This is a genomic window from Pseudophaeobacter sp. C1-32P7 (genome assembly GCF_041008775.1).
In the GTDB taxonomy this organism is placed as follows: Bacteria; Pseudomonadota; Alphaproteobacteria; order Rhodobacterales; family Rhodobacteraceae; genus Phycobacter; species Phycobacter gallaeciensis_A.
In genome coordinates, this window is record NZ_JAXGFR010000019.1 from 1 (window position 1) to 18,974 (window position 18,974).

The window sequence follows — 18,974 nt, forward strand, 5'->3', positions numbered from 1 at the left end:
CAAAATCAGTAAAACAAGCCTCTATAACGCCCTCAGAGACCAGAAATCCGACTGAAACCTGAAGTGTTCCCGTAAAGTTCGCGCGAGCCGGACAATAACGTCACTTTTATGCAGTGACCCCCCTCTTGGCTTGCGGAGCACGATGATCGGACTGAGGTTCCATCCAGTCAGCTTGTCATCGGGCGCTATCGAAGACGCGTGCCATACATTTACGCGCCCAAGCAGATTGCAGATATTGTTGCTGAGGCCGGTCGATTGCCGTCACCCTATGGTCTCCGTGCCGCATTGTGGCAGACCCTGTTTGGCCTGATCGCGGTAACGGGTATGCGCGTCAGCGAAGCCTTGTCGCTTGATCGGCAGGATGTCGATCTGGATCGGGCCGTGCTCACGCTCAGAAACACCAAAAACGGCAAGGACCGTCAGCTGCCTGTCAAAGGGGACACCGTTGCCCAACTTGCCCACTATGCCGGATTGCGAGATCGGCTGGTTGCCCAGCAAGCCTCGCGGTTCTTCATCAAAGAAGACGGTCAACCAGCAGGGGATTGCGGCGCGCGCTACAACTTCGCGCAGGTCAGCAAAAACCTTGGCTTGCGGTCGCCACAAGCCTTCAACCGCCACGGACATGGGCCACGCATCCATGATTTGCGGCACACATTTGCTGTTCACACCATCCTGGACTGGTTCCAGGATGGACGGGACATTGAGACTGAGATGTACAAGCTCAGCACCTATCTCGGCCATTCCGAGCCCAAGCACACATTCTGGTACATCGAGGCCGTGCCCGAGCTGATGCAGTTGGCCGCGGAGCGTGCAGAACGACGGGTTTTGGAGAGTACATCATGATCGCAACCTATCCTTTACCCGTCTATGTGCAGCGGTTCTTCACCGAGCGACTGTTGACCCAGATGCGGGCAAGCCCAAACACGATTGCCAGCTATCGCGATACGTTCCGTCTCTTGCTAAAATACGCGGAGGCGCAAACCAAGCTGCCGCCGACTGACCTGCACGTCGCCCACGTAGACGCCGACATGATCGGGCAGTTCCTGACCTTCTGCGAGGAGGAACGCGGCAACAGCGCGCGAAGCCGCAACACGCGCCTCGCGGCCATTCGATCCTTCTTCAAATACGTCGCGGGCTGTGAGCCCCAGTTGTTGCATCACTGCCAAAAGGTTCTGGCGATGCCCTCCAAGCGGCATGAAAAACGTGTCGTGGACTTCCTGACCCGTGATGAAATGGAGACCTTGCTGAAGGCACCAGATCAATCGACCTGGTTTGGTCGGCGAGATCGGGTCCTGCTCCTCACAATGCTCCAAACCGGTCTGCGTGTATCGGAGCTGATCGGCTTGCGCGTCAGGGATGTTGAACTCGGTACGGGGCCGCATCTGAGATGCATGGGCAAAGGCCGTAAGGAACGCGCGACGCCACTTCGGGCAGACAGTCGGGATGCGTTGAGATCCTGGCTTGCCCAGATTGAAGCCGAACCCAGCGATCCTTTGTTTGCAACGATCCGTGGCAGGCCGCTCAGCAGAGATGCGATTGAGCGAATTGTTCGAAAACACGCGGCCACCGCCGCCTCGACCAGTTCCACCTTCAGATTGAAACGCGTCACGCCCCATGTTCTGCGCCATACCGCCGCAATGCAGCTTCTGCAGAGCGGTGTGGATCGAACAATCATTGCTCTTTGGCTCGGCCATGAATCGATTGAGACGACGCAGGTTTATATCCATGCCGATATCGAACTGAAGGAAAGAGCCATGGCGCTGACGAAGCCCGTCGACAACACTGGCGGACGGTATCGACCGAGAGATGAACTGCTCGCCTTCCTGGAAGCACTCTGAATTATGCCGACATGCCGCGCCAGTCTTCTCGCTGAACAACAGGTTTTGGAGATCGGCGCGGCATAATCCAAACCTCGGCATTATGAATAGTCTCGTGGATGTAGGTCGAGTAAGCCTGCACTACATCAACTGGGGCGGCGCTTGTTTCAAATTCGTTCGACTCGATTCTCTCCATAAGTTCATGATTTCGCGGACTTAGGCGCAGCACGAACCGCATGGTTTCATACATGCCATGCGCATTCAGACATGCTTTAAAGGTCGGTTCTGCTGCGTAGTCGTCGCTCGCCGATGCAAGGCGATCGTGATTGAGAACGAAACTGGTCGCAGACTTTTCGGTCATTCTTTCCTGCCAAAAGCTTGGGTCATTCGGACATCCATTTAGTAGCAGCCACATTGCAGACTTTGCCGTCGTAGACGAAGGCCACGCTGTATCGAGCTCGTGTGGCGGCCACATACATTTTCGCCGCGGATTTCGCGACATGACTGATGTCGCCCGACGCGAGCCATTTACGAGCCGGCCCGTGCGGGTAGATCAGGACCCGCTCAAAGGTCAGGCCCTTTGACTCGCCAAAATTCATAGCTTCGTGGGGATCACACTTGGTCGCCGCGGAGTACCGGAGCACCTGTGGCGCGAAACAGTTCACGTATTCACCAACATCTGCGCTACCTACGAGAAACACTCCATCGTGTCCCGTCACCGTATCATTGCGCGAAACCGTCTTCGGCTCGTTCGGGAAAAAGCCGTCGCCCAGGTCCGCTATGGCTTGGTTGCAGCGGTATGTGTGGGTTTCGTACTCGAGCTCAACGAGCCCCTGTTTCTTCCATAGCTCGAACTTATTGATGATGGCCGGACCCGCAAACGCTTTATTTTTCGAAGCGTTGTTCGTGGAAAAGGTTGCCTGCCTATGGTCACCAACAAAGGTGACCGAGACGCCCGCGTTTAGCAGCAACTCCAAAAGGTCGAGGTCGTACCCCGCCATGTCTTGTATTTCATCGATGATGATATGGCTGAAGCGTTGCTTAAGTCGTCGCATGATCGCGCCACCCGTTTGCCGGTCACATTGACAAACGAACTTTGCGATTTTGTCCGAATAAATCTGGGAGCCATCGAGGAAGTAATGACTGCGGGTCCGCGCTTCGGGAATGTAAGGAACAGACCTCCCTTCAACCCAATGAATGCCGTCAATCCTACTCGAATGCATGGCTGAACGATAGGGGCGGGCAAGCTCCCGAAGCAGAAATGTGTACCAAGAGATGACCTCTACATGGGACGGAATGGTGCGTACGCGTGAGTATGCCTTGAGGTGCATTTCTCGGACATTGTTGCGAGTATAGGTGATCAGGGCCGTTGCTCCCCGCCCTTGCTCCCACGCCAACGCCTGATCGACGACTCGCGTGGTCTTTCCGCCTCCGGCGGCGGATATTACGATGCGATTAGCGGAGGGCACGGGCGATATAGTCCGGAGGCGACCACTCTACTTTCGTTTCGAAGAATTTCAGGCCGGTCTCAGCCTTGTTTTTGACCATGTGCTCGATAGCAGATGCTTCATCTACGAAGGCCTTGCCGAGGACGTCATTGATCTTTGCCAGGCCGTTCTTCTTCAAGAGCTGTGGCTCAAGCGTATGGGCCTGCTCGTCTTTATCGTATTGGATCTTGACGATATCGGAGTCTAGGTAGTCGGCATATTTTTTTTCGAGTGCCGCGACATCAGCATCGTTATCGGTCACGACATCGACAGTCTTTTTCAGGAGGACCGCAATTTCGAGGAAGCGCTTGAAGGCAAGCGAATTTACGGCAATCACATCAACCCCATCCTCTAATGGCATCTTGCCGTGCTTGATCTGGTAGGCTCGTTGGACAATCAACTCGTCTGACGGCCCCTCCACGAGAATTGACCGCTTTGCGAGGATGAGCCGTAGCGTGTCGTGCCCCGGCAGCTTCATAAAATAGTCCTGCGTAGTCTTATCCTGCAGGTCGGTCAGGCGCGCACCCTCGCCACGGAGGAACAGAAGGACGGACTCCACACCAAGCTTGTTAAGAACGAAGCTGCTATGCGTCGTGATGAATATCTGCCGCGAGCCGGCATTTGTCGCGATGTGGCCAATTAGCTCATTGAGACTGGCGTAGGAGAGGTGATTTTCAGCTTCTTCAATCAAGATGATGTGGGATTTTGCCGAAGTCTCCATCGCAAGCTTGATCTTGACCGAATTCTGCTCGCCTTTCCCGACGAGTGGCAAGGGTATGTCGTCCAGGTGAGGCATGATTCCTGCCTCCCAGTTCGCCCGAGCGGACGTGTCAAGCGAAACAGAGATAACCTTGTCGCTGATACTTCCCTTCTTCGACGCGAGCGTGTCGTTAATCGTTTTGACCTTAGGCTCTTCAAGAAAACGGTCCTTCATGAGCCGATAAGTCAGAGCAAGGTCCACCTTCTCCTTCGAGGTAAGGCTCTCCTTCACGATGTTGATGACGTAGCGGCTGGCTCCCGCATTGTTCTTAATCGTGCTGGCATCGATCAAGCTCGCGTGAAGAGGAATGGCGCGCGAGTTTAGAATGTCGTTCTCGGCGAAATCCCTCCACTTTATCCAGTAATACTCCATTGGGATCGTTCGAATTTCGGAAGGATCGGAGACGTACAGAGCAAAGTCCTCTGCATGCGCAGGATTGAGTTCAATTAGGAGTGATACGCCAGGAAGATCGATTCCAAGAGTGTTGTTATTGCCTTTGAGCTTTGTAAGAGCTGGATCGTCGGCGAGGTACACCTCGATGAGGATCGATGGCGGTTCTGGAGCTTGACCGTTATTTAGCGCTTCGATGTACTCAAGAACGTGATCGAGATTGAACAGATAGGGATGAAGCTCGATCTGTAGGGGTCGGCCATTGAGTTGACCAGTAAGCGCTAGGTGAATCGCTTCAAGGAGGGTGGATTTTCCACTCTCGTTGTTTCCAACAATGACGTTCAGTTCGTTATTGAAGGTGACATTTGCCTGCTTAAGGCAGCGGTAGTTTCTGATAACCGCACGTTGGATGAACAAGCTCGCACCTCCCATTATCGAGTACATTGCCATCAGGCACAACTTTTGCGAGGTCTACAAGGGAAGGTGCCGTTCAACAAAGTCTAGCCGGTCACAAATGAGCCCAGAGGGACGTTCGATCATTTGTACTCCGCGAGTATCGCCCTCGTCGTTTGAACAGCCCCCGTCAGCGCGGCCCTGTCTGGCTCCTTAAGCCCCAGCCCCACCGGATCAAATGACAACTGCACTGGCCCACCTCCACTAGCTCCCGCGCGAGCTGCTCGACCCCGCGCACGATCTGGCCGCGAAGCCGTGGAACTCTGCGTATTCGATGCGGGCATCTCCGCCGTTGCCGGTGAGGTCGCTACCCCAGAACCATTTGCGCCTGCGGCCGCCCGCACTTCCTGCAGCTCCTGCTTCAACTTCTCGACCGTCTCGCGAGTCTCAGACATCTGCCGATCCCGCCGCAGACCGTCCTCGTCCGGATACGGGAAACTCCCCGACTGCCCGGCGTGCAGCACATTGAGCGTCGGATCCTCAAAGTACTTGATCCGCCGAGCGCGGATCGGCATTTGCGCGTCTATCACTAGAATGACCTCGTCGAGATCCATGCGCCGGGCCTGATCTTCGGTCAGGAGCGGAGTGTCCTCGGTCCTCTCCGAGACGCTGCGTCCTTCGAACGGATTGCGTCCAACAGCGCGGGACCTGGTTACCACGCGCTTTGTGGTCTTGCCGACAGCCTGGCTCAATTCCTCGATGGTCTTCTGCTCGGAGGGGGTGAGATAGAGCTTCACGCCAGCACCGCCTTGCAGCGACCGGCGGGTGTTTTCACCATAGATCTCGTCCAACGCGGGGATCGTCTGGGTCACGATGGCGAGGTTGCCGCCGAAGGAGCGCAGCGTCTTTATGCTTTCGGCGACGATCGGCATTTTCCCGAGCCGGTCAAACTCGTCGAGCATGATCATCACGGGCCACGGCTCGTCATCGCCGGGTTCCTGTGCCTGCAGCGAGGCAATCAGGTCCGAAAAGAAGAGGCGGATCAGCGGGGCAAGCGGGCGGATCATCTCGGATTCGACCACAAGATAAATCGCATGTGGGCGGCGGCGGATATCCCGGAATGAGAAGTCAGAGGTCGCGGTGGCCGCGTCGATCGCGCGGTTGTCCCAAGTGTCGAGACCCGATGTCATCAGGAGGGAGAGGTAGGAAGTGAGGGTGTCGTTGTTGGTCGATGCCATACGCTCGAAGATCAGTTTGGCCGACTTGTTCTTCACCTCCTGCGAACGCTTCAGGTATTCCTTCTGCTTGTCGCCCCCCGAGGCTGTGATGCGGTAAATCTCGCCGATGGTCGGAACGCCGCGCTCGAAGGCCAGAAGACCGGCCGCTACGAAGAGGTCGATACCCCCGGCTAAAAGCCCGCTCAGCTTTTCATTGTCGGTCTGCAGGAAGAGCTTGGCGGTGAGTTTCAGCTCCATCTGCTGCCGGTCGGGGTTGGTCATGGCAGCAATGCGAGCCAGCGGATTATAGCGATGTGTCGGTCGGTCCCAGTCGGTCGGCGCGAAGCGGAAAACCTTGTCCCCCATGCTGGCGCGGAAGCGCGAGGTCTCGCGGAAGTTCTCGCCTTTCACGTCGAGCACCACGGCGGAGCCCTTGTAGGTCAGCAGGTTCGGGATCACGAACCCAACGCCCTTGCCCCGGCCCGTGGGCGCCACGATCAGCGCGTGGGGGAAGGTTTTTGAGACTAGGAACTGGCGCTTGGATTTCGGGGAGCCGAGCTTGCCCAGAAGGAAGCCGCCGCCGGGCTTGGCAAAGAAACCGTTCCTCTTCATCTCGCTGCGAGTCTGCCAATGCGTCGTCCCGAAGCGGGTCAATGCATCCCCCAGAAGCGTGACGCTCAGCATCAGCGATGCCAGGCCGAAGCCGCCCAGGATGAGGTTCACCCAGAGGAAGTCTTTCGGTGCAAACTGAGATAGACCCCGATATTCGCGGGCAAGCAGGGTGACGTCGAAATGCGTGGGTGAAAGCCCATAGTGGAACATGACAAAGCCGGTCGCCACAACATAGCCCATGGCGAGGCCGACCAGCACGAGGCTCAACACACCGATGGCGATCTTGCCTTTATCCATGTGTGATCCCCTTCTCGCCATCTGCCGCAGCGTGGCGTGCGCGCTGCGCCTCTATCTGTTCTTCCGCCAATGCATCGAGAACGCGCTCCATGGCGGGGCCATGCGCAGTGACCTCGCTGCTCTGGAGATAGGTCTTGGCAAGTTCCAGCTGTCGCAGCGGATCCTCGGTGAATTTGTCGAGGACGTCCGCGTTACCGGCCCGCAGTGCGTCGATTGCGTCGGGGCTTAGCCGTTCGTTGACCTGCCGGACGATGTCATGTCGCTCTGCCTCGGATATCGGATCCCCGGCGTCGGCGTTTCGCACAAAGGCCATGACGGTCGGCGCTGTCTCTTCCAGATACCGGCGCTCGGCGTAGTCTTGTCGCGCCTGGTCCTCGATCTCGAAACTCCGCTCGCTGATATAGGCACGCGACGCGCCGAGCGAACGAAGGTGATTGATTTCGTCCTGGACGGCCTGCCCGAATTCATCATCCGGCATCTCCGTGCGATAGCGGGCGAGGGTGCGGACTTCTTCGGTGATCGGACCGAGATGATCCGAGGGATCCCGCAAGGCGAGGTCCATGTCGCCAGCATGCAGCGTGCGGTCCTGCTCAGATACCGCATATTGCTGCGGCATTCGACTGTCAGTCGCCTGGTCCCAAGCCATCGAGGCCAGTTCAGCATGCTGCGGCGATTTCTGCGCGTAGGCGTCGAACGCGGCGCGGGCCTCTTCAACCTCCACGGCACCTGCCCGCCGGACGGACGGGTCGTCGGAGAACGGATGATCGAAATCCGTCCGATGGAACTGCGCCACCAGCGCCCTGAACGCCTGCCGTTCCGATGGGGCAAAGATGTCGGACCCATCTTGCGCGAGATCACTCCCAGGTGTCGTCAACCGCTCACCAAGCGCTGCCTCAGCGTCATCCGCCTCGTCGACCTCGGTTGGCGCGCGCAGGACGCGTACATCGGTCAAAACATCGCCCAACCGAACATGCAAGGCTTCCAGCCGGTTGAGCGCTTCTTCCCGGTCCGCAGATTTCTCCAGATCGAGGTCGCTTGCTTTGGCAATCCCCTGCAGATCCTGTGCCAGCCACTGGCGCTCCAATGCGGCATTGCCTGCCCCCTCCCGCAGGCGCGCGGCCACAGCCTCGGCATCGATGCCCGTGCCTTGCAACGCCTCGGCCAGCTTTGGCGCCACCTCTCCATCGTCAAGACGCGCGAGGTGTTCTTCACTTAAGTTCGGCCTTGCATAGATGCCGTCCCGGGATGGGGCATCGACCAGGGCGGCGGAGCGATCCCCGAGCGGGTTCAAATGCGCGACCGAGGCCAGAACGTCGGTCAGCTTGCGCTCGATCACCGGCCTCTCGGCCGCCGGCGCCCTGTCGATCGCCGCCTCGATCTGGCGAATGTTCTGTGAAAACTCGGTGATCAGCGTGTCGAACGCTGCTTCGTCTTGGGACATGTAGATGGCTCCGTCAGATTGAATCTGACCGCCACTGGCAAGGATGGTGCTGGCCCTCTCGAGCGCCTCGGACACGTCTTCGAAATTCGAACGGGACGCATCCGCCGCGAGCCCGCGATAGATCAAAGCGTTGTGCCGGACGGTTTCCAGAGCGGCCGCTAGGTCAGCACCGGTTCTCTGGCGCTCGACTGGGGGACGACCTTCGTCGCGAGCCTTGTAGATTTCATCGATCTCGGCGCGGTAGGTCGTGACGCCGCGATCCAGACGACGCGTCGCCTCAAGGCGGATCCCATGTCCTCTAGCCGCTTCGACCATCGCCTCGCGAAAGGCGTCGTAGTTGAAGTGATGATCCTTCCCGAGAAAGAACATTTCGCCATCCTTGCTGCGGCGGTTCAGAACGATATGCGCATGTGGATGCGCGCGATCTTGGTGTATTGCAGCAATATAGTCGAATTGCGAGCCCTCGCCTTGAAAGAACTTCTCGCAGACGGCCTGGGTGATATCGCGCACCTCTTCACCACTGGTCCCAACCGGGAATGCCATCAGCAGATGCGACGTATGGCCAAGCTTGGGGCTGTAGCGCTCGTTCCACTGGTTCTCGAACCGCCGCGCCACTCGGTTGATCTCGGCGTCCGAGAGTTGCTTCTTCCCGTCATGGGTGCCGCGGCTGTCGAGGATATGGGTCGACTTCGTCGTGAGATATGTGAGCTGCGCCCGTAGCTGCGCCCCGGTGTGACAGCCCCCTTTCGAGATGGCCTTGAAGATCGCTGGCGAATAGCCGCGCGCGGCCCGAACCATCTGCGCGCCCCTGGAAAGTCCCTGCCAGGATCCCGAAACTCGGCTCCAGCCGCGGTCAAATAGCGCCGGGTCGATGCCACGGACCCGGTCACTCCGCGCCATTCTCACCCCTCTCGGCGAGGCCCGCCAGGGCAGAGCTGATCTCAAGGTCCAGCACGCTGCGCCGCGCACGCGACATCTCCTGGACCTGGTCGGCCAGATCGAAGACCAGACCCGCAAGGGCGCGGACGTCACGGTGACTTGAGGCCGGGTAGGACAGTCTCTCGCCCCGCACCTTGGCCTCGTTCAGACGTCGCGCGATCTGGTTCACGTTGTTGCCGACCCGGTTGAGCGCGGCGCCGAGGCTGCGCAACTCGTCACACATCTCGTCGTCGGGCAGGAAGACACCTTCGGCCGCCAGCATCAGGCGGCGCATGGCATCCGAGCGGTGCGCAATCCCGCGCCGCGACAGCGCCGCGTCGAACCGGCGCAGGTCGTCGTCCGAGACCCGGATCCCCACAACCCGCGATCGGCTGCCGTTCGCTGTCTGACGCTCACCCCAGTGGTTCACCACGTTGTAGATCGTCTTGAGGCTGACATCGTAGTGGGCGGCCAACGACGCCGCGGAGACGCCGTTCCGGCGGTCCTGGGCGATGGTCGATCGCTCGATCTCTGACAGTCTACGACGGCTGGGCATTTTGAAGTTAACGTTCCTATTTCTTGCCAACTTCGTACAAGCCCGCCGACTCCCAACGCAAGTGGAGTCGGCCATAAGGGCTTGTACTCAATGTAGAAAATCGCCCTGCAGGGGCGATTTCCCGTCCTTAGTCAAATGGATCGCGCTTCGCGCTCATTGCACCACGCGATGCGGTCTCCGCATCGCGCATCGCGTCTTTCGCGCCCCGTCTCTTGCACCCCGCAAGACGGGTTTTGCCGCGTGCTGACCGTCTCGCGTCACCCGCAGAACGACATACGCGAGACTGCCTCCCGTCGTCTGGAGCGCGCTATCCGTCACCTGCATTCCGTCCGCAGCACATCGCCAAGCGCATCCCGACATTTGGAGGGTGTGTTGTGCCCCGCGACGAATGCTGAAGGCGCCACGGCAGACGTCGCACGGTCATCGCACAACGCCGCCCGCTGCATGCCAAACGCGGGTCGCATTCCGACTTCTGCTTGACCCCTCCGCCTCATGCGTTTAGCGACATTTTTGCATTATCGTTGCGATTCACTATTTTTGCGGAGGATCAGAATGCCGAACGAAAATCTTGTGGTGATCGCAGCGATGGCCCGGAAAGGGGGCAGTGGAAAAACGACGCTTTCGCGCGCCTTGATCAGCGCCGCGATCGCCGCCGGACGCAGAGTGATGTTGATCGACACGGACAGCACGAGGGTACTCGGGGCCTGGCATACTCGGGCGCAAGCCGGTGGGCTGAGTTCGCCGCTTCTCTGCTCGGCCACCGTCGAAAGCGTGGCGGGTGTCGAGGATCAGATCGATCAGGTCTACATGGCAGGCACGGCAGACTTCATCTTCATCGATACCGCAGGGGTCGGTGCCGAATGGTCAGACGGAATTGCGGTACTTGCGGACCACATCGTGACGCCCGTCATGCTGTCGACGTCTGATTTCGATGTCGGAGCGCAGACTTCTGATTGGTTTGAGAAACTGAAATCCCGTGTTGACGACCCCTCCAGCCTTCCGCGCCACCACGTCGTCCTGAACATGGTCGACCCGAAAACGACCCGTGCTGACGCCGCCCTGATTGAAGAAGCGCTCACCCGTTTTCCGGTGATTGAGACCGTCATGATGCGACGAAACACTTACAAGGAGATGGATCAGAAGGGGCTTCTCCACGCCTTGGCGCTGGAAAAGCAATCTGATCCAAACCCTCTGATGCGTCCACATGTACGTCATGTCGTCGAGGCGCTCGAGGAGGCGACGGACATCCTCAACAATATTCTTGCTGCGTGAGGACAGTCGATTGCGCAAGAAGATCCCGACCATCACCAGGCCCGACCCAGCCTACGCCGCCACCCTGCAACAGGGTGACCGCGAGATTCCCGGGAAGGAAGATGAGGCACAGGTCACAGCAACAAAGACAGGCACCCCAGCCACTGACGTTGACGCGGATCGGCACGAGTCAGAGCTTGTGCCGGGAGGTACCGTGGCGCCGCACCAAGTCACCGCGGAAAGCTCTGACCCGCATACCAGCCTGAGAGCTCCCGTATCGGCGCGCGCATTGAGCCCGACCCGGAAGATCGACATCAGGGTCAACGCACTCGAACGACAGGAAGCTGCGCTAGAAACTTGTGGTGTTGACCCAGCACATGTAGTGCGTGCCGCCCTGCGCCGTGCAGTCAAAGGCTGGCAACTGTCGTCGGTCTTCGCGCCAGTCGCGGAGGAGCGGCGCACTCGAAACACGCAGTGGCAGGCCCGGACATCACTGGCAGTAGATGCGGCCAGCCTGGGTGTCCTCCTCCGGGACCACGACCCCCTCGACGTCTTGAGTAAATGGGCTCTGATCCGCGGCCAAGTGGAACCACGCATATGGGGCGAGATCGACAAAATCTTGGAAGAAATTGCGGTTCGCGCTGCATCGCCGCATGAACCGTAAGATACCTATCTGAAAAGATAACTTGCATTTCGCCGGTGGATTTTCGCCCACCCGGAACGGTTCATCTTGCAGTTGCAGAAACCTAGTCCTAACACCAGCTAACAGGAATTTCAGACCTCAGTAGTGACGAGTTGCGAGGTCCATTTAGGAGGAACGCATTATGAATACGAAGCCCCGCCTGACTGGCGAACCGATCATGCGCATCCTCTGCAAGACATCTGAAAATCTGGTTGGCTACCTTTACCAATGGAACAATGGTGACGTGCAGCCTGCCTGGTTCGACGGCGCCATGGCGAACGTTCGCTATGAACCATTCATTCAAGCGCCGGAACAAAACCCTGTCGATCCGAAGACCCTCAGAACGCGTCAGCAAGATCTGACGCACCTTGAAAAGGCCTAACTAAAGGTCTCGCGTCGGTTTGTGGGTCACCCCATCCCGCAGGTCCTTTGAGCGATAGAGTTGACTTCTATACCTCAGAAGTGGTCTAGATATGAGTTATAGAAAGGATGTCTATAACTCATGGCTTGGAACTGGACGCTGCCTGATTGGCCGGATTTCCGGTATGACGCCTCCGCTCTGGAGCCGTTTGAGCAGACGTTCCTGCTGTCGTCCGGAGAAATCCTCGGCGCGGTCCATCATGTCAGCCAGCCGGAACGCGAGCAACTCCGCATCGAACTGCTCAGCGAGGAAGCGATGCAGACGAGCGCCATCGAGGGTGAAATCCTCGATCGGCTCAGTGTCCAGTCTTCGCTGCGCCGCCATCTGGGCCTCGATCCGGACAGCTACCCTGCCAAACCGCGCGAACAGGGCGTCGCGGAAATGATGGTCGACGTCTATTCCAGTTTTGCAGAGCCGCTGACCCATGAGACACTGTACCGCTGGCATCGGATGCTCCTGTCCCATGACCGTCGGTTGGAAACCATCGGGGCCTACCGACAACACGCCGAGGCGATGCAAATCGTTTCTGGCCGCCTTGACCGGCCCACGATCCATTTCGAAGCGCCGCCCTCGGAGCGGGTCATGCCTGAGATGGAGCGATACGCGGATTGGTTCAACAAGACCGGGCCGGGGGGAGAAGCGCCGCTTCCAGCGCTGACGCGCGCAGGGCTAAGCCACCTCTATTTCGAGAGTATCCACCCATTCGAAGACGGCAACGGCCGCTTGGGTCGCGCCCTCGCTGAAAAGTCGCTGGCGCAGAACATTGGCCAGCCGACCCTCATCTCGCTCGCCTTCACCATCGAGAAGGAGCGCAAGGGATACTACGATCAGCTCGAGCAGCATCAAAAAACGCTCGACGTGACCGATTGGCTCGTCTGGTTCGCAGAAGTTGTCTTGAAGGCCCAACAGGCAACACTCGACCGCGTCGGCTTCTTCATCAGCAAGGCACACTTCTACGATCGTCACAGAGACAACTTGAACGAACGCCAGGCCAAGGCCATCGCTCGAATGTTTCAGGAAGGCCTTGGCGGTTTCAAAGGCGGCCTCAGCGCCGACAACTATCTCAAAATCACCAGAACTTCACGCGCAACCGCAACCCGCGATCTGCAGGATCTAGTCGAGAAAGGTGCGCTCAGCCGAACTGGTGAGCGACGCCATACGAGGTACTGGCTGAACCTGAATCCACGGGCGTCGAACCAGCTACAATGATTGGCGTAGAAGTGAGACAGCGCCAAAGGCGTTGCCTATTCTCTGAGCGAGACAGATTGGTTTCCGGCACTATCCGCGCGCAGGTCAAGATCAGACGCGGATGAGAGAACAAAGCCAAGATTGTCGCCAAGGCCAAAGGGAAAAATCACCGGTTGGGCCTCTAGCGTTCCGAGTCCGACAGGACGACCTACGGCTTCCAAAACGGCGGTTGTCATCCAACGTACGAGGTCCGATCCCTCCAACGCACAGGCTTTCTTCCGGGTTAACGTTTTGCCGTTGTCGCTTCGATCAAGCAGCGCCCAGTCTATCTGAGACTGAAGGACCATATTGGTCATCCGTCTGGTCCCCTCACGTTCGCCATAGATTTCTGCCATCCGACGATGCACTTCAGCGGTCGTGCAGTCGCCTTGAAGCGAAGTCAATCTGCCAACAATCTCGGCCACTTTGGCGAAGAAGGGATATGTCACGATAGCCATGCCCCATGTCAGGGCCGCCGGCGAGGTAGATGGCGCCGATTGGAACAGTTCCACTCCGCGTTGAGCGAAAGGCTCCAGATCCTTTCGCGGCTCTAACCAAAGGCGGTTCAGTACAGTTCTGGTCTTCTTCCTAGCCGCAGGCCCTGAATGGGCTTCATCCAACAAATCATCGAGCTCGCTGATGTCAGCGAGACCGGCCCTTACTTCCAGCGCTTTTTTCGCCCACTCGAGGCGGATGAAGCGGTCAAATCCTATCTGAGGTGCTGTCGGTCGCATGTTCTTCTTTCTTCATTCTTATCTTCACAAACGGCACAACCAGTTCCTCTAACGCCATTCCTCCATGAGCAACGATCTTGTTCCCTCTTGGCACAAACGCGCCGCGTTGATTCGCGTAAACTGGCAAGAAGTCGGACGGAAGCCCTGGACCGCTAAACTGAAATGCATCGATATCGGGCGGGACGGATGCAGCAAGGTCCTCGCTGCGATAGGCCCTGACGCGCTCACCCTTCATCTCGGAGACAACACCCTGGCTGAGCCGTCCAATGCCGTCGGCGTCAACATTGCCGTGGTCCGCAGTCAGGTAGATATGATAGCCGTGCTGAGCAAGCATGAGAAACAGCTTTTCAATGAAGCCAGTATCGCACCACTCGCGAATCTGGCCAGCAATCCCGCGTTTCCCAAGCATTGCTCCGTGGACAATTTCATCGACCATATCAACGACAAGGCCCGCAACCTTGGTCGTCGGCTTTGAAAGGACGTCCTCGAGTAGAGCCAATTGGTCGGAACGTTTGAGCCCCTTCTGGAAAACGACCTCTGGCTTCCGGAGGCCGTTTTCCTGCCAGAACTTCGTCCAGAGAGACGACTCTTGTGCCGTCGAATCCATTGAGCCTTGAAACTCCCGTGGCTTGAGGCCCGAAAAGAGCGCCTGGCGAGAGATTGACGTCAGAGTCGGCAGCCACGCAAAGCAGCCGCCCTCGTCGGCGGAAAAGTCGGGAAGCTTGGTCGACAGGTGGTCCCTGATCTGGGCCCACTGGTCCAATGCCAAACCATCAAAGACAAGAAGAGCAATTCGATCTTCGCCAAAGCCCCTGCGCATCGCGAGATAGCGCGGCACGTGATGTACCATCACCGGCGCTTTTGCGACGGGTAGGGAGGGCAAGTCTGCGAAATGCTGAAGCACCCAATCCTTGAGGCGAGCATCGGCCTCTCTTTGCAAACTCTGGAGCTGCCCCTGCAGGTTATCTGCGTCCGCCGCTTTCAGTTCGTTGAAGCGGTAGATGAGTTCTCCAAGGCGGCGCGCCGCCTCTACCCAATCTCGATGCGACGCCCCCTCCGAGGGTAGACTCGCTGCGTTCCTTTTCGCTCCCTCCGACACCAAATGCGCAAGTGCCTGAGGGTCATCTATCAGACCAACCTGTATCCAATCGGGAAGGTGCTCAGGACGGACACTTGCCTCAATAGGCTGAAGGGCTCCCTCGAGGAACATGGTATCTATGATCACCCTTACGTCGGGGTGATCAAAGGGCACGTCATACGCATGACCTTCGACCGGCTCCTGATCCGTGCCGCGGGCATCAGGTTCAACGCCATATTTTGCGACGAAACGCGCCCAAGATTCCTGTATTGCGCGGAGCATAAAGGGTTTTGAGGCGAGCAGTTCACTAATCGGAAGACTTCCAAGAGATGAGTCCCGAAGAACGGTTGCGACATGGTCTGCAAATAGGCTGGGAAGGCCAGCCCCGCGATAGTGAAGCCGCAGAGCTTCTCGCCAGAAATCCTCCGGTCGATTCAGCAGATAAGGGCTAAGCCTGAAGATGTGCGTGAGGACAAAATTCTTGGTCTCAGCCTCACCGAGCAGCTGCGTCACATGCTTCTGGTAGGCTTGGAACAGCCCTTCATGGTGTTCAGAGTCGAGCTTGCGGACGACACCATAATTCAGATTGGGAAAAAGATCAGCCAAGCTCAGGCTGACTTGTCGTGCTGCCCTGATGTAGTCCCAAGGGATGGAATTGATGTCCGCGCCCCGCCACTGCAGGATGAGCGCCTTCGCGGTACCTTTCTGACCCACATCCCATGCGGATCGATAACGCTCTTCATACTCGGTTCTAAACGAAACAGAATCTTCGAACGGGAGAACCTCAAAATCGCGTTCGCGAAGCCCAAGCAGAATAGTCTCATCCAAGAGCAGGCCATCCGGATCCAAGGCGATCCAGAAGCGAGACAGATCTGCGGGAAACTCCCGCAGGATACGATCAGCCCAAATACTCATCGTGCACCAGCCGCCGTTTCGCCAATTCGCAACACGAGGAGGGCATTGAGATCGGGCGAGTAAGATGCCGCAGCATCGAGCTGCGCCATACGAGCTTCATGTTCTTTCTGCAGCCGCTTCCGTCGATAATCACGAACAGTCTGAAGCCCCACTCTGCCAATCGCCTGGTGTCGAGCTTCGAAAGCATAGAGTGCGCGTTCGCGTTCTTCCTCGATCCGAGCCTTGTGCTCTGTCACAAGATCGGAGAACACCCGCTCTCCTTGCGTGACCGCAGCCCCTTTCGATCTCTCGAACCAGTCGCGCGGCGCCTCGATCTGAGGCGCCGCAATCGGCTCGATCTGCTCCGTCAGAAGCACGTCCCAAATGCGTTTTGCCGTCGGTTGGAAGGCGCGCCCTTCATCATTGACGAAAACGGATAGGAAGCGGCGGCGGCTGAAGTCGTCAGCTGCCAGACTGACTTCCCAAAGCGACCAAACGCCTTTCACACTATCAGGCAGGCCTGTAATGCGGACAGCGGGGACGGGTTGACCGGCGATACAACGCGGAAGATCGGCAATCAAAGCCTGCGCTCTTGGATCTTCCAGCGTCACCCACTCTACTTCGGGCCGATCTCCCGCGGTGCGCGCATCAAAACACACCGAAGATGACTCTGTGCCATCGGCCCACCGTATCCCCCAGGTATCGCCTTCCTTCTTGGCTTCTCCCCCCCGCGCAGGGAGGCCAGTTGTGATTGCCCGCTCCAGCCAAAACTGTGCCGGATGGTCTCGCCACTTGCGCGCATCATCGGCTTCTAGTTCATGGCCGTCGGCGAGCAGATCACTATTCTTCCGGTTCTCTGCCAACGAGGATCGAAGCTGCGTCAGAACGGCATCGCATTCTGTTTCGATCGATGCCGGGTCTTGGATCCCCTGAACAAAGAGCTCGTCGAACAGTGGCTCCGCCTCGACCGAATCCATCACATCGGCAACTTTATCCACGCCGAATTCCTCGGCGATCACAGCGAGCTTTGTTTCGAGAACTTCGCGAACCCGATGTTCGACGGTGTCTTCGAGTACGAAATTGATGGCTCGCACAATATGCGGTTGCCCGATGCGATCCACGCGCCCAATACGCTGCTCGACCCTCATCGGGTTCCACGGCATGTCGAAGTTGATGATGACATGGCAGAATTGAAGATTGAGGCCCTCGCCGCCAGCATCCGTCGAGATCAGGATACGAACATCCTTGGAGAATGCCCGCTGTGCGCGGCCACGCGCCTCGAGGTCCATACTCCCATTGAGCGTTGCAACCGAGAACCCCCTGCTTTCGAGAAATACCGCGAGCATGGCCTGGGTCGGAACAAACTCGGTGAAAACCAGAACCTTGAGTTCAGGATCGTTTTCCTCCTGCTGAATCTTGTAGATCTGCTCAAGGAGTGCCTCGGCTTTCGCGTCGGTTCCTTGCGCCTCTGTCTCACGAGCGAGGAACAAGAGTGCCTCAACGTCTTTTCGCTCGTCATCCAAGGCATCGAAGGCCACGGCGATATCGATCTGGTCATCACCCGTTAGCTCATGCCAGTCTCCGACACCTTCGGTGGAAAAGAGCTGAAGCTGTCGCTGGTCGTCGTCCAGAGCGAGGAGGCGCTTTTCCAAGGTTGCGCGGATAGCTGCGGTGCTGGACGTCACCAAACGCTGCATAAGGATCATCAAGAAGCCGATGTGCCGCTGCTTCGATGCCATGGCTTGGTTATAGCCGTGGCGAACATACTCAGTGATCGCTTCGTACAACACTTGCTGTGCTTTGTGCCGGTCAAGCCAGGCGACAGCCTGAATGCGGGTCATTCGTGGCTTGAACAGAGGCTTGCCTTCAGCATCGATCGCAAGCCTCTTTTCTGTCCGCACGACGAACGGGCGCACACGGTCGCTCGAGACGCTGTTCTCATCGGGGAAAGAGTCTCGATCCAGCAGTTGCATCAGACGGTGGAATTGATCCGTTTTCCCTTGGTGGGGCGTTGCCGACAGAAGGAGAAGGTACGGGGCAGCTTCGGCAAGTGCCGCGCCCAACTTGTACCGCGCAACCTGATCCGTGCTGCCTCCCATTCGGTGAGCCTCGTCAATGATCACAAGGTCCCAGTTGGCCGAAATCAGGTCTTCGAACCGTTCACGGTTGTAGGTGCTGAGTTGCTCCGCGCTCCATCCGCGCCGCCCTTCGAGCGGTTTCACCGAATCCAGCGAACAGATCGCCTGATCGTGCAGCCGCCAGAGATTCTCCTCATCATCTCGGAACTGACGATATGCAGAAAGCTCTGACGGCTCGATGAACTGAAAGTTTTCACCGAAGTGAAGGCGCATCTCGGCCTGCCATTGCCGCACAAGACCCTTGGGCGCGACAACAAGGATCCGCTTGGCCATGCCGCGAAGCTTCAACTCCCGAAGGATCAGACCGGCTTCGATGGTCTTGCCGAGCCCCACCTCATCCGCAAGCAGATAACGGATCCGATCCCGGCTCATGGCGCGGTTCAGGGCATAGAGCTGATGCGGCAAAGGAACGACGCTCGACTGGATCGGCGCCAGAAGCAGATTGTCTTCCAGCGCATCCAGGAGCTTTGCCGCGGCGGCCGTGTGCAGGATCTGGTCGACTGTCGTTCGGACAGCGTCGAGTGGCCCTAGCTCCCGAGACCTGGCGCGGACAACGGCATCCTTGCCCGGGAGCCAGACGCGGTATGCGGTTTCGCCCCACATCTCCTCCCGGTCCACGACACGGCAGGGTGCGGCATGTCGTTCATGCCAGCACCACGCG

At 58.1% G+C, this 18,974-nt stretch carries 15 protein-coding genes; 6 read left to right on the forward strand and 9 right to left on the reverse strand.

What is annotated here, in order from left to right; translation table 11 throughout:
• Positions 1-198: 198 nt before the first annotated feature.
• Both SM763_RS19960 and SM763_RS19965 read left to right on the forward strand, forming a co-directional pair.
• The gene (locus SM763_RS19960; RefSeq protein WP_368999538.1) at positions 199-843 is read left to right on the forward strand and encodes a tyrosine-type recombinase/integrase; all 645 of its coding nucleotides are present in this window, start codon (positions 199-201) and stop codon (positions 841-843) included.
• The gene (locus SM763_RS19965) at positions 840-1,838 is read left to right on the forward strand and encodes a tyrosine-type recombinase/integrase (protein ID WP_368999539.1); all 999 of its coding nucleotides are present in this window, start codon (positions 840-842) and stop codon (positions 1,836-1,838) included. Before SM763_RS19960 ends, SM763_RS19965 begins: the two co-directional genes overlap by 4 nt.
• A 1-nt stretch (position 1,839) precedes the next feature.
• On the opposite strand, the gene SM763_RS19970 is transcribed toward SM763_RS19965, so the two are convergent.
• The 6 genes from SM763_RS19970 to mobC all read right to left on the reverse strand — a co-directional run bounded on the left by SM763_RS19970 (position 1,840) and on the right by mobC (position 9,888).
• Entirely contained in the window at positions 1,840-2,178 is a 339-nt protein-coding gene (locus tag SM763_RS19970) for a hypothetical protein (protein ID WP_368999540.1), read from the reverse strand.
• A gap of 22 nt (positions 2,179-2,200) precedes the next feature.
• A complete protein-coding gene (locus SM763_RS19975; protein ID WP_368999541.1) occupies positions 2,201-3,286 on the reverse strand; it encodes a UvrD-helicase domain-containing protein in 1,086 nt (361 codons plus the stop codon).
• Positions 3,273-4,871: an ATP-dependent nuclease gene (locus SM763_RS19980; protein WP_040885988.1), complete on the reverse strand. Its 1,599-nt coding sequence runs from the start codon at positions 4,869-4,871 to the stop codon at positions 3,273-3,275. Before SM763_RS19980 ends, SM763_RS19975 begins: the two co-directional genes overlap by 14 nt.
• 119 nt (positions 4,872-4,990) lie before the next feature.
• A complete protein-coding gene (locus SM763_RS19985) occupies positions 4,991-6,973 on the reverse strand; it encodes a type IV secretory system conjugative DNA transfer family protein (protein ID WP_368999542.1) in 1,983 nt (660 codons plus the stop codon).
• Complete coding sequence (locus SM763_RS19990; protein WP_368999543.1) at positions 6,966-9,314, reverse strand: relaxase/mobilization nuclease domain-containing protein; 2,349 nt, start codon at positions 9,312-9,314, stop codon at positions 6,966-6,968. Before SM763_RS19990 ends, SM763_RS19985 begins: the two co-directional genes overlap by 8 nt.
• Positions 9,301-9,888 (reverse strand): plasmid mobilization relaxosome protein MobC, encoded by a 588-nt coding sequence (mobC, locus tag SM763_RS19995; protein WP_368999544.1) that lies wholly within the window; start codon positions 9,886-9,888, stop codon positions 9,301-9,303. Before mobC ends, SM763_RS19990 begins: the two co-directional genes overlap by 14 nt.
• A 552-nt stretch (positions 9,889-10,440) precedes the next feature.
• On the opposite strand from mobC, the gene SM763_RS20000 reads away from it, so the two are divergent.
• The 4 genes from SM763_RS20000 to SM763_RS20015 all read left to right on the forward strand — a co-directional run bounded on the left by SM763_RS20000 (position 10,441) and on the right by SM763_RS20015 (position 13,451).
• Positions 10,441-11,160 (forward strand): nucleotide-binding protein, encoded by a 720-nt coding sequence (locus SM763_RS20000; protein WP_095590961.1) that lies wholly within the window; start codon positions 10,441-10,443, stop codon positions 11,158-11,160.
• A gap of 10 nt (positions 11,161-11,170) precedes the next feature.
• On the forward strand, positions 11,171-11,803 hold the full coding sequence (locus SM763_RS20005) for a hypothetical protein (protein ID WP_368999545.1): 633 nt from the start codon (positions 11,171-11,173) through the stop codon (positions 11,801-11,803).
• A 160-nt stretch (positions 11,804-11,963) separates the two neighbouring features.
• Entirely contained in the window at positions 11,964-12,203 is a 240-nt protein-coding gene (locus SM763_RS20010; protein WP_368999546.1) for a hypothetical protein, read from the forward strand.
• A 120-nt stretch (positions 12,204-12,323) separates the two neighbouring features.
• A complete protein-coding gene (locus SM763_RS20015; RefSeq protein ID WP_368999547.1) occupies positions 12,324-13,451 on the forward strand; it encodes a Fic family protein in 1,128 nt (375 codons plus the stop codon).
• 35 nt (positions 13,452-13,486) lie between these two features.
• Here SM763_RS20015 and SM763_RS20020 read toward each other — a convergent pair whose 3' ends face one another.
• From SM763_RS20020 to SM763_RS20030, 3 genes are read right to left on the reverse strand one after another with little or no spacing between them, the layout of a single operon-like run.
• The gene (locus SM763_RS20020) at positions 13,487-14,203 is read right to left on the reverse strand and encodes a hypothetical protein (RefSeq protein WP_038069150.1); all 717 of its coding nucleotides are present in this window, start codon (positions 14,201-14,203) and stop codon (positions 13,487-13,489) included.
• Positions 14,172-16,196, reverse strand: coding sequence for a BREX-3 system phosphatase PglZ (gene pglZ / locus SM763_RS20025; RefSeq protein WP_368999548.1), 2,025 nt, complete (start codon positions 16,194-16,196; stop codon positions 14,172-14,174). The genes SM763_RS20020 and pglZ overlap by 32 nt, the downstream gene beginning before the upstream one ends.
• Positions 16,193-18,916: a DEAD/DEAH box helicase gene (locus tag SM763_RS20030; RefSeq protein WP_368999549.1), complete on the reverse strand. Its 2,724-nt coding sequence runs from the start codon at positions 18,914-18,916 to the stop codon at positions 16,193-16,195. The genes pglZ and SM763_RS20030 overlap by 4 nt, the downstream gene beginning before the upstream one ends.
• Positions 18,917-18,974: the final 58 nt, after the last annotated feature.

Excerpts from the sequence above, each read along its gene's own strand:
- SM763_RS19965 (WP_368999539.1), top strand. The coding sequence starts at position 840 with ATGATCGCAACCTATCCTTTACCCGTCTATGTGCAGCGGTTCTTCACC.
- SM763_RS19970 (WP_368999540.1), bottom strand. The coding sequence starts at position 2,178 with ATGACCGAAAAGTCTGCGACCAGTTTCGTTCTCAATCACGATCGCCTT.
- SM763_RS19985 (WP_368999542.1), bottom strand. The coding sequence starts at position 6,973 with ATGGATAAAGGCAAGATCGCCATCGGTGTGTTGAGCCTCGTGCTGGTC.
- SM763_RS19990 (WP_368999543.1), bottom strand. The coding sequence starts at position 9,314 with ATGGCGCGGAGTGACCGGGTCCGTGGCATCGACCCGGCGCTATTTGAC.
- mobC (WP_368999544.1), bottom strand. The coding sequence starts at position 9,888 with ATGCCCAGCCGTCGTAGACTGTCAGAGATCGAGCGATCGACCATCGCC.
- SM763_RS20000 (WP_095590961.1), top strand. The coding sequence starts at position 10,441 with ATGCCGAACGAAAATCTTGTGGTGATCGCAGCGATGGCCCGGAAAGGG.
- SM763_RS20010 (WP_368999546.1), top strand. The coding sequence starts at position 11,964 with ATGAATACGAAGCCCCGCCTGACTGGCGAACCGATCATGCGCATCCTC.
- SM763_RS20015 (WP_368999547.1), top strand. The coding sequence starts at position 12,324 with ATGGCTTGGAACTGGACGCTGCCTGATTGGCCGGATTTCCGGTATGAC.
- SM763_RS20020 (WP_038069150.1), bottom strand. The coding sequence starts at position 14,203 with ATGCGACCGACAGCACCTCAGATAGGATTTGACCGCTTCATCCGCCTC.
- pglZ (WP_368999548.1), bottom strand. The coding sequence starts at position 16,196 with ATGAGTATTTGGGCTGATCGTATCCTGCGGGAGTTTCCCGCAGATCTG.
- SM763_RS20030 (WP_368999549.1), bottom strand. The coding sequence starts at position 18,916 with ATGTGGGGCGAAACCGCATACCGCGTCTGGCTCCCGGGCAAGGATGCC.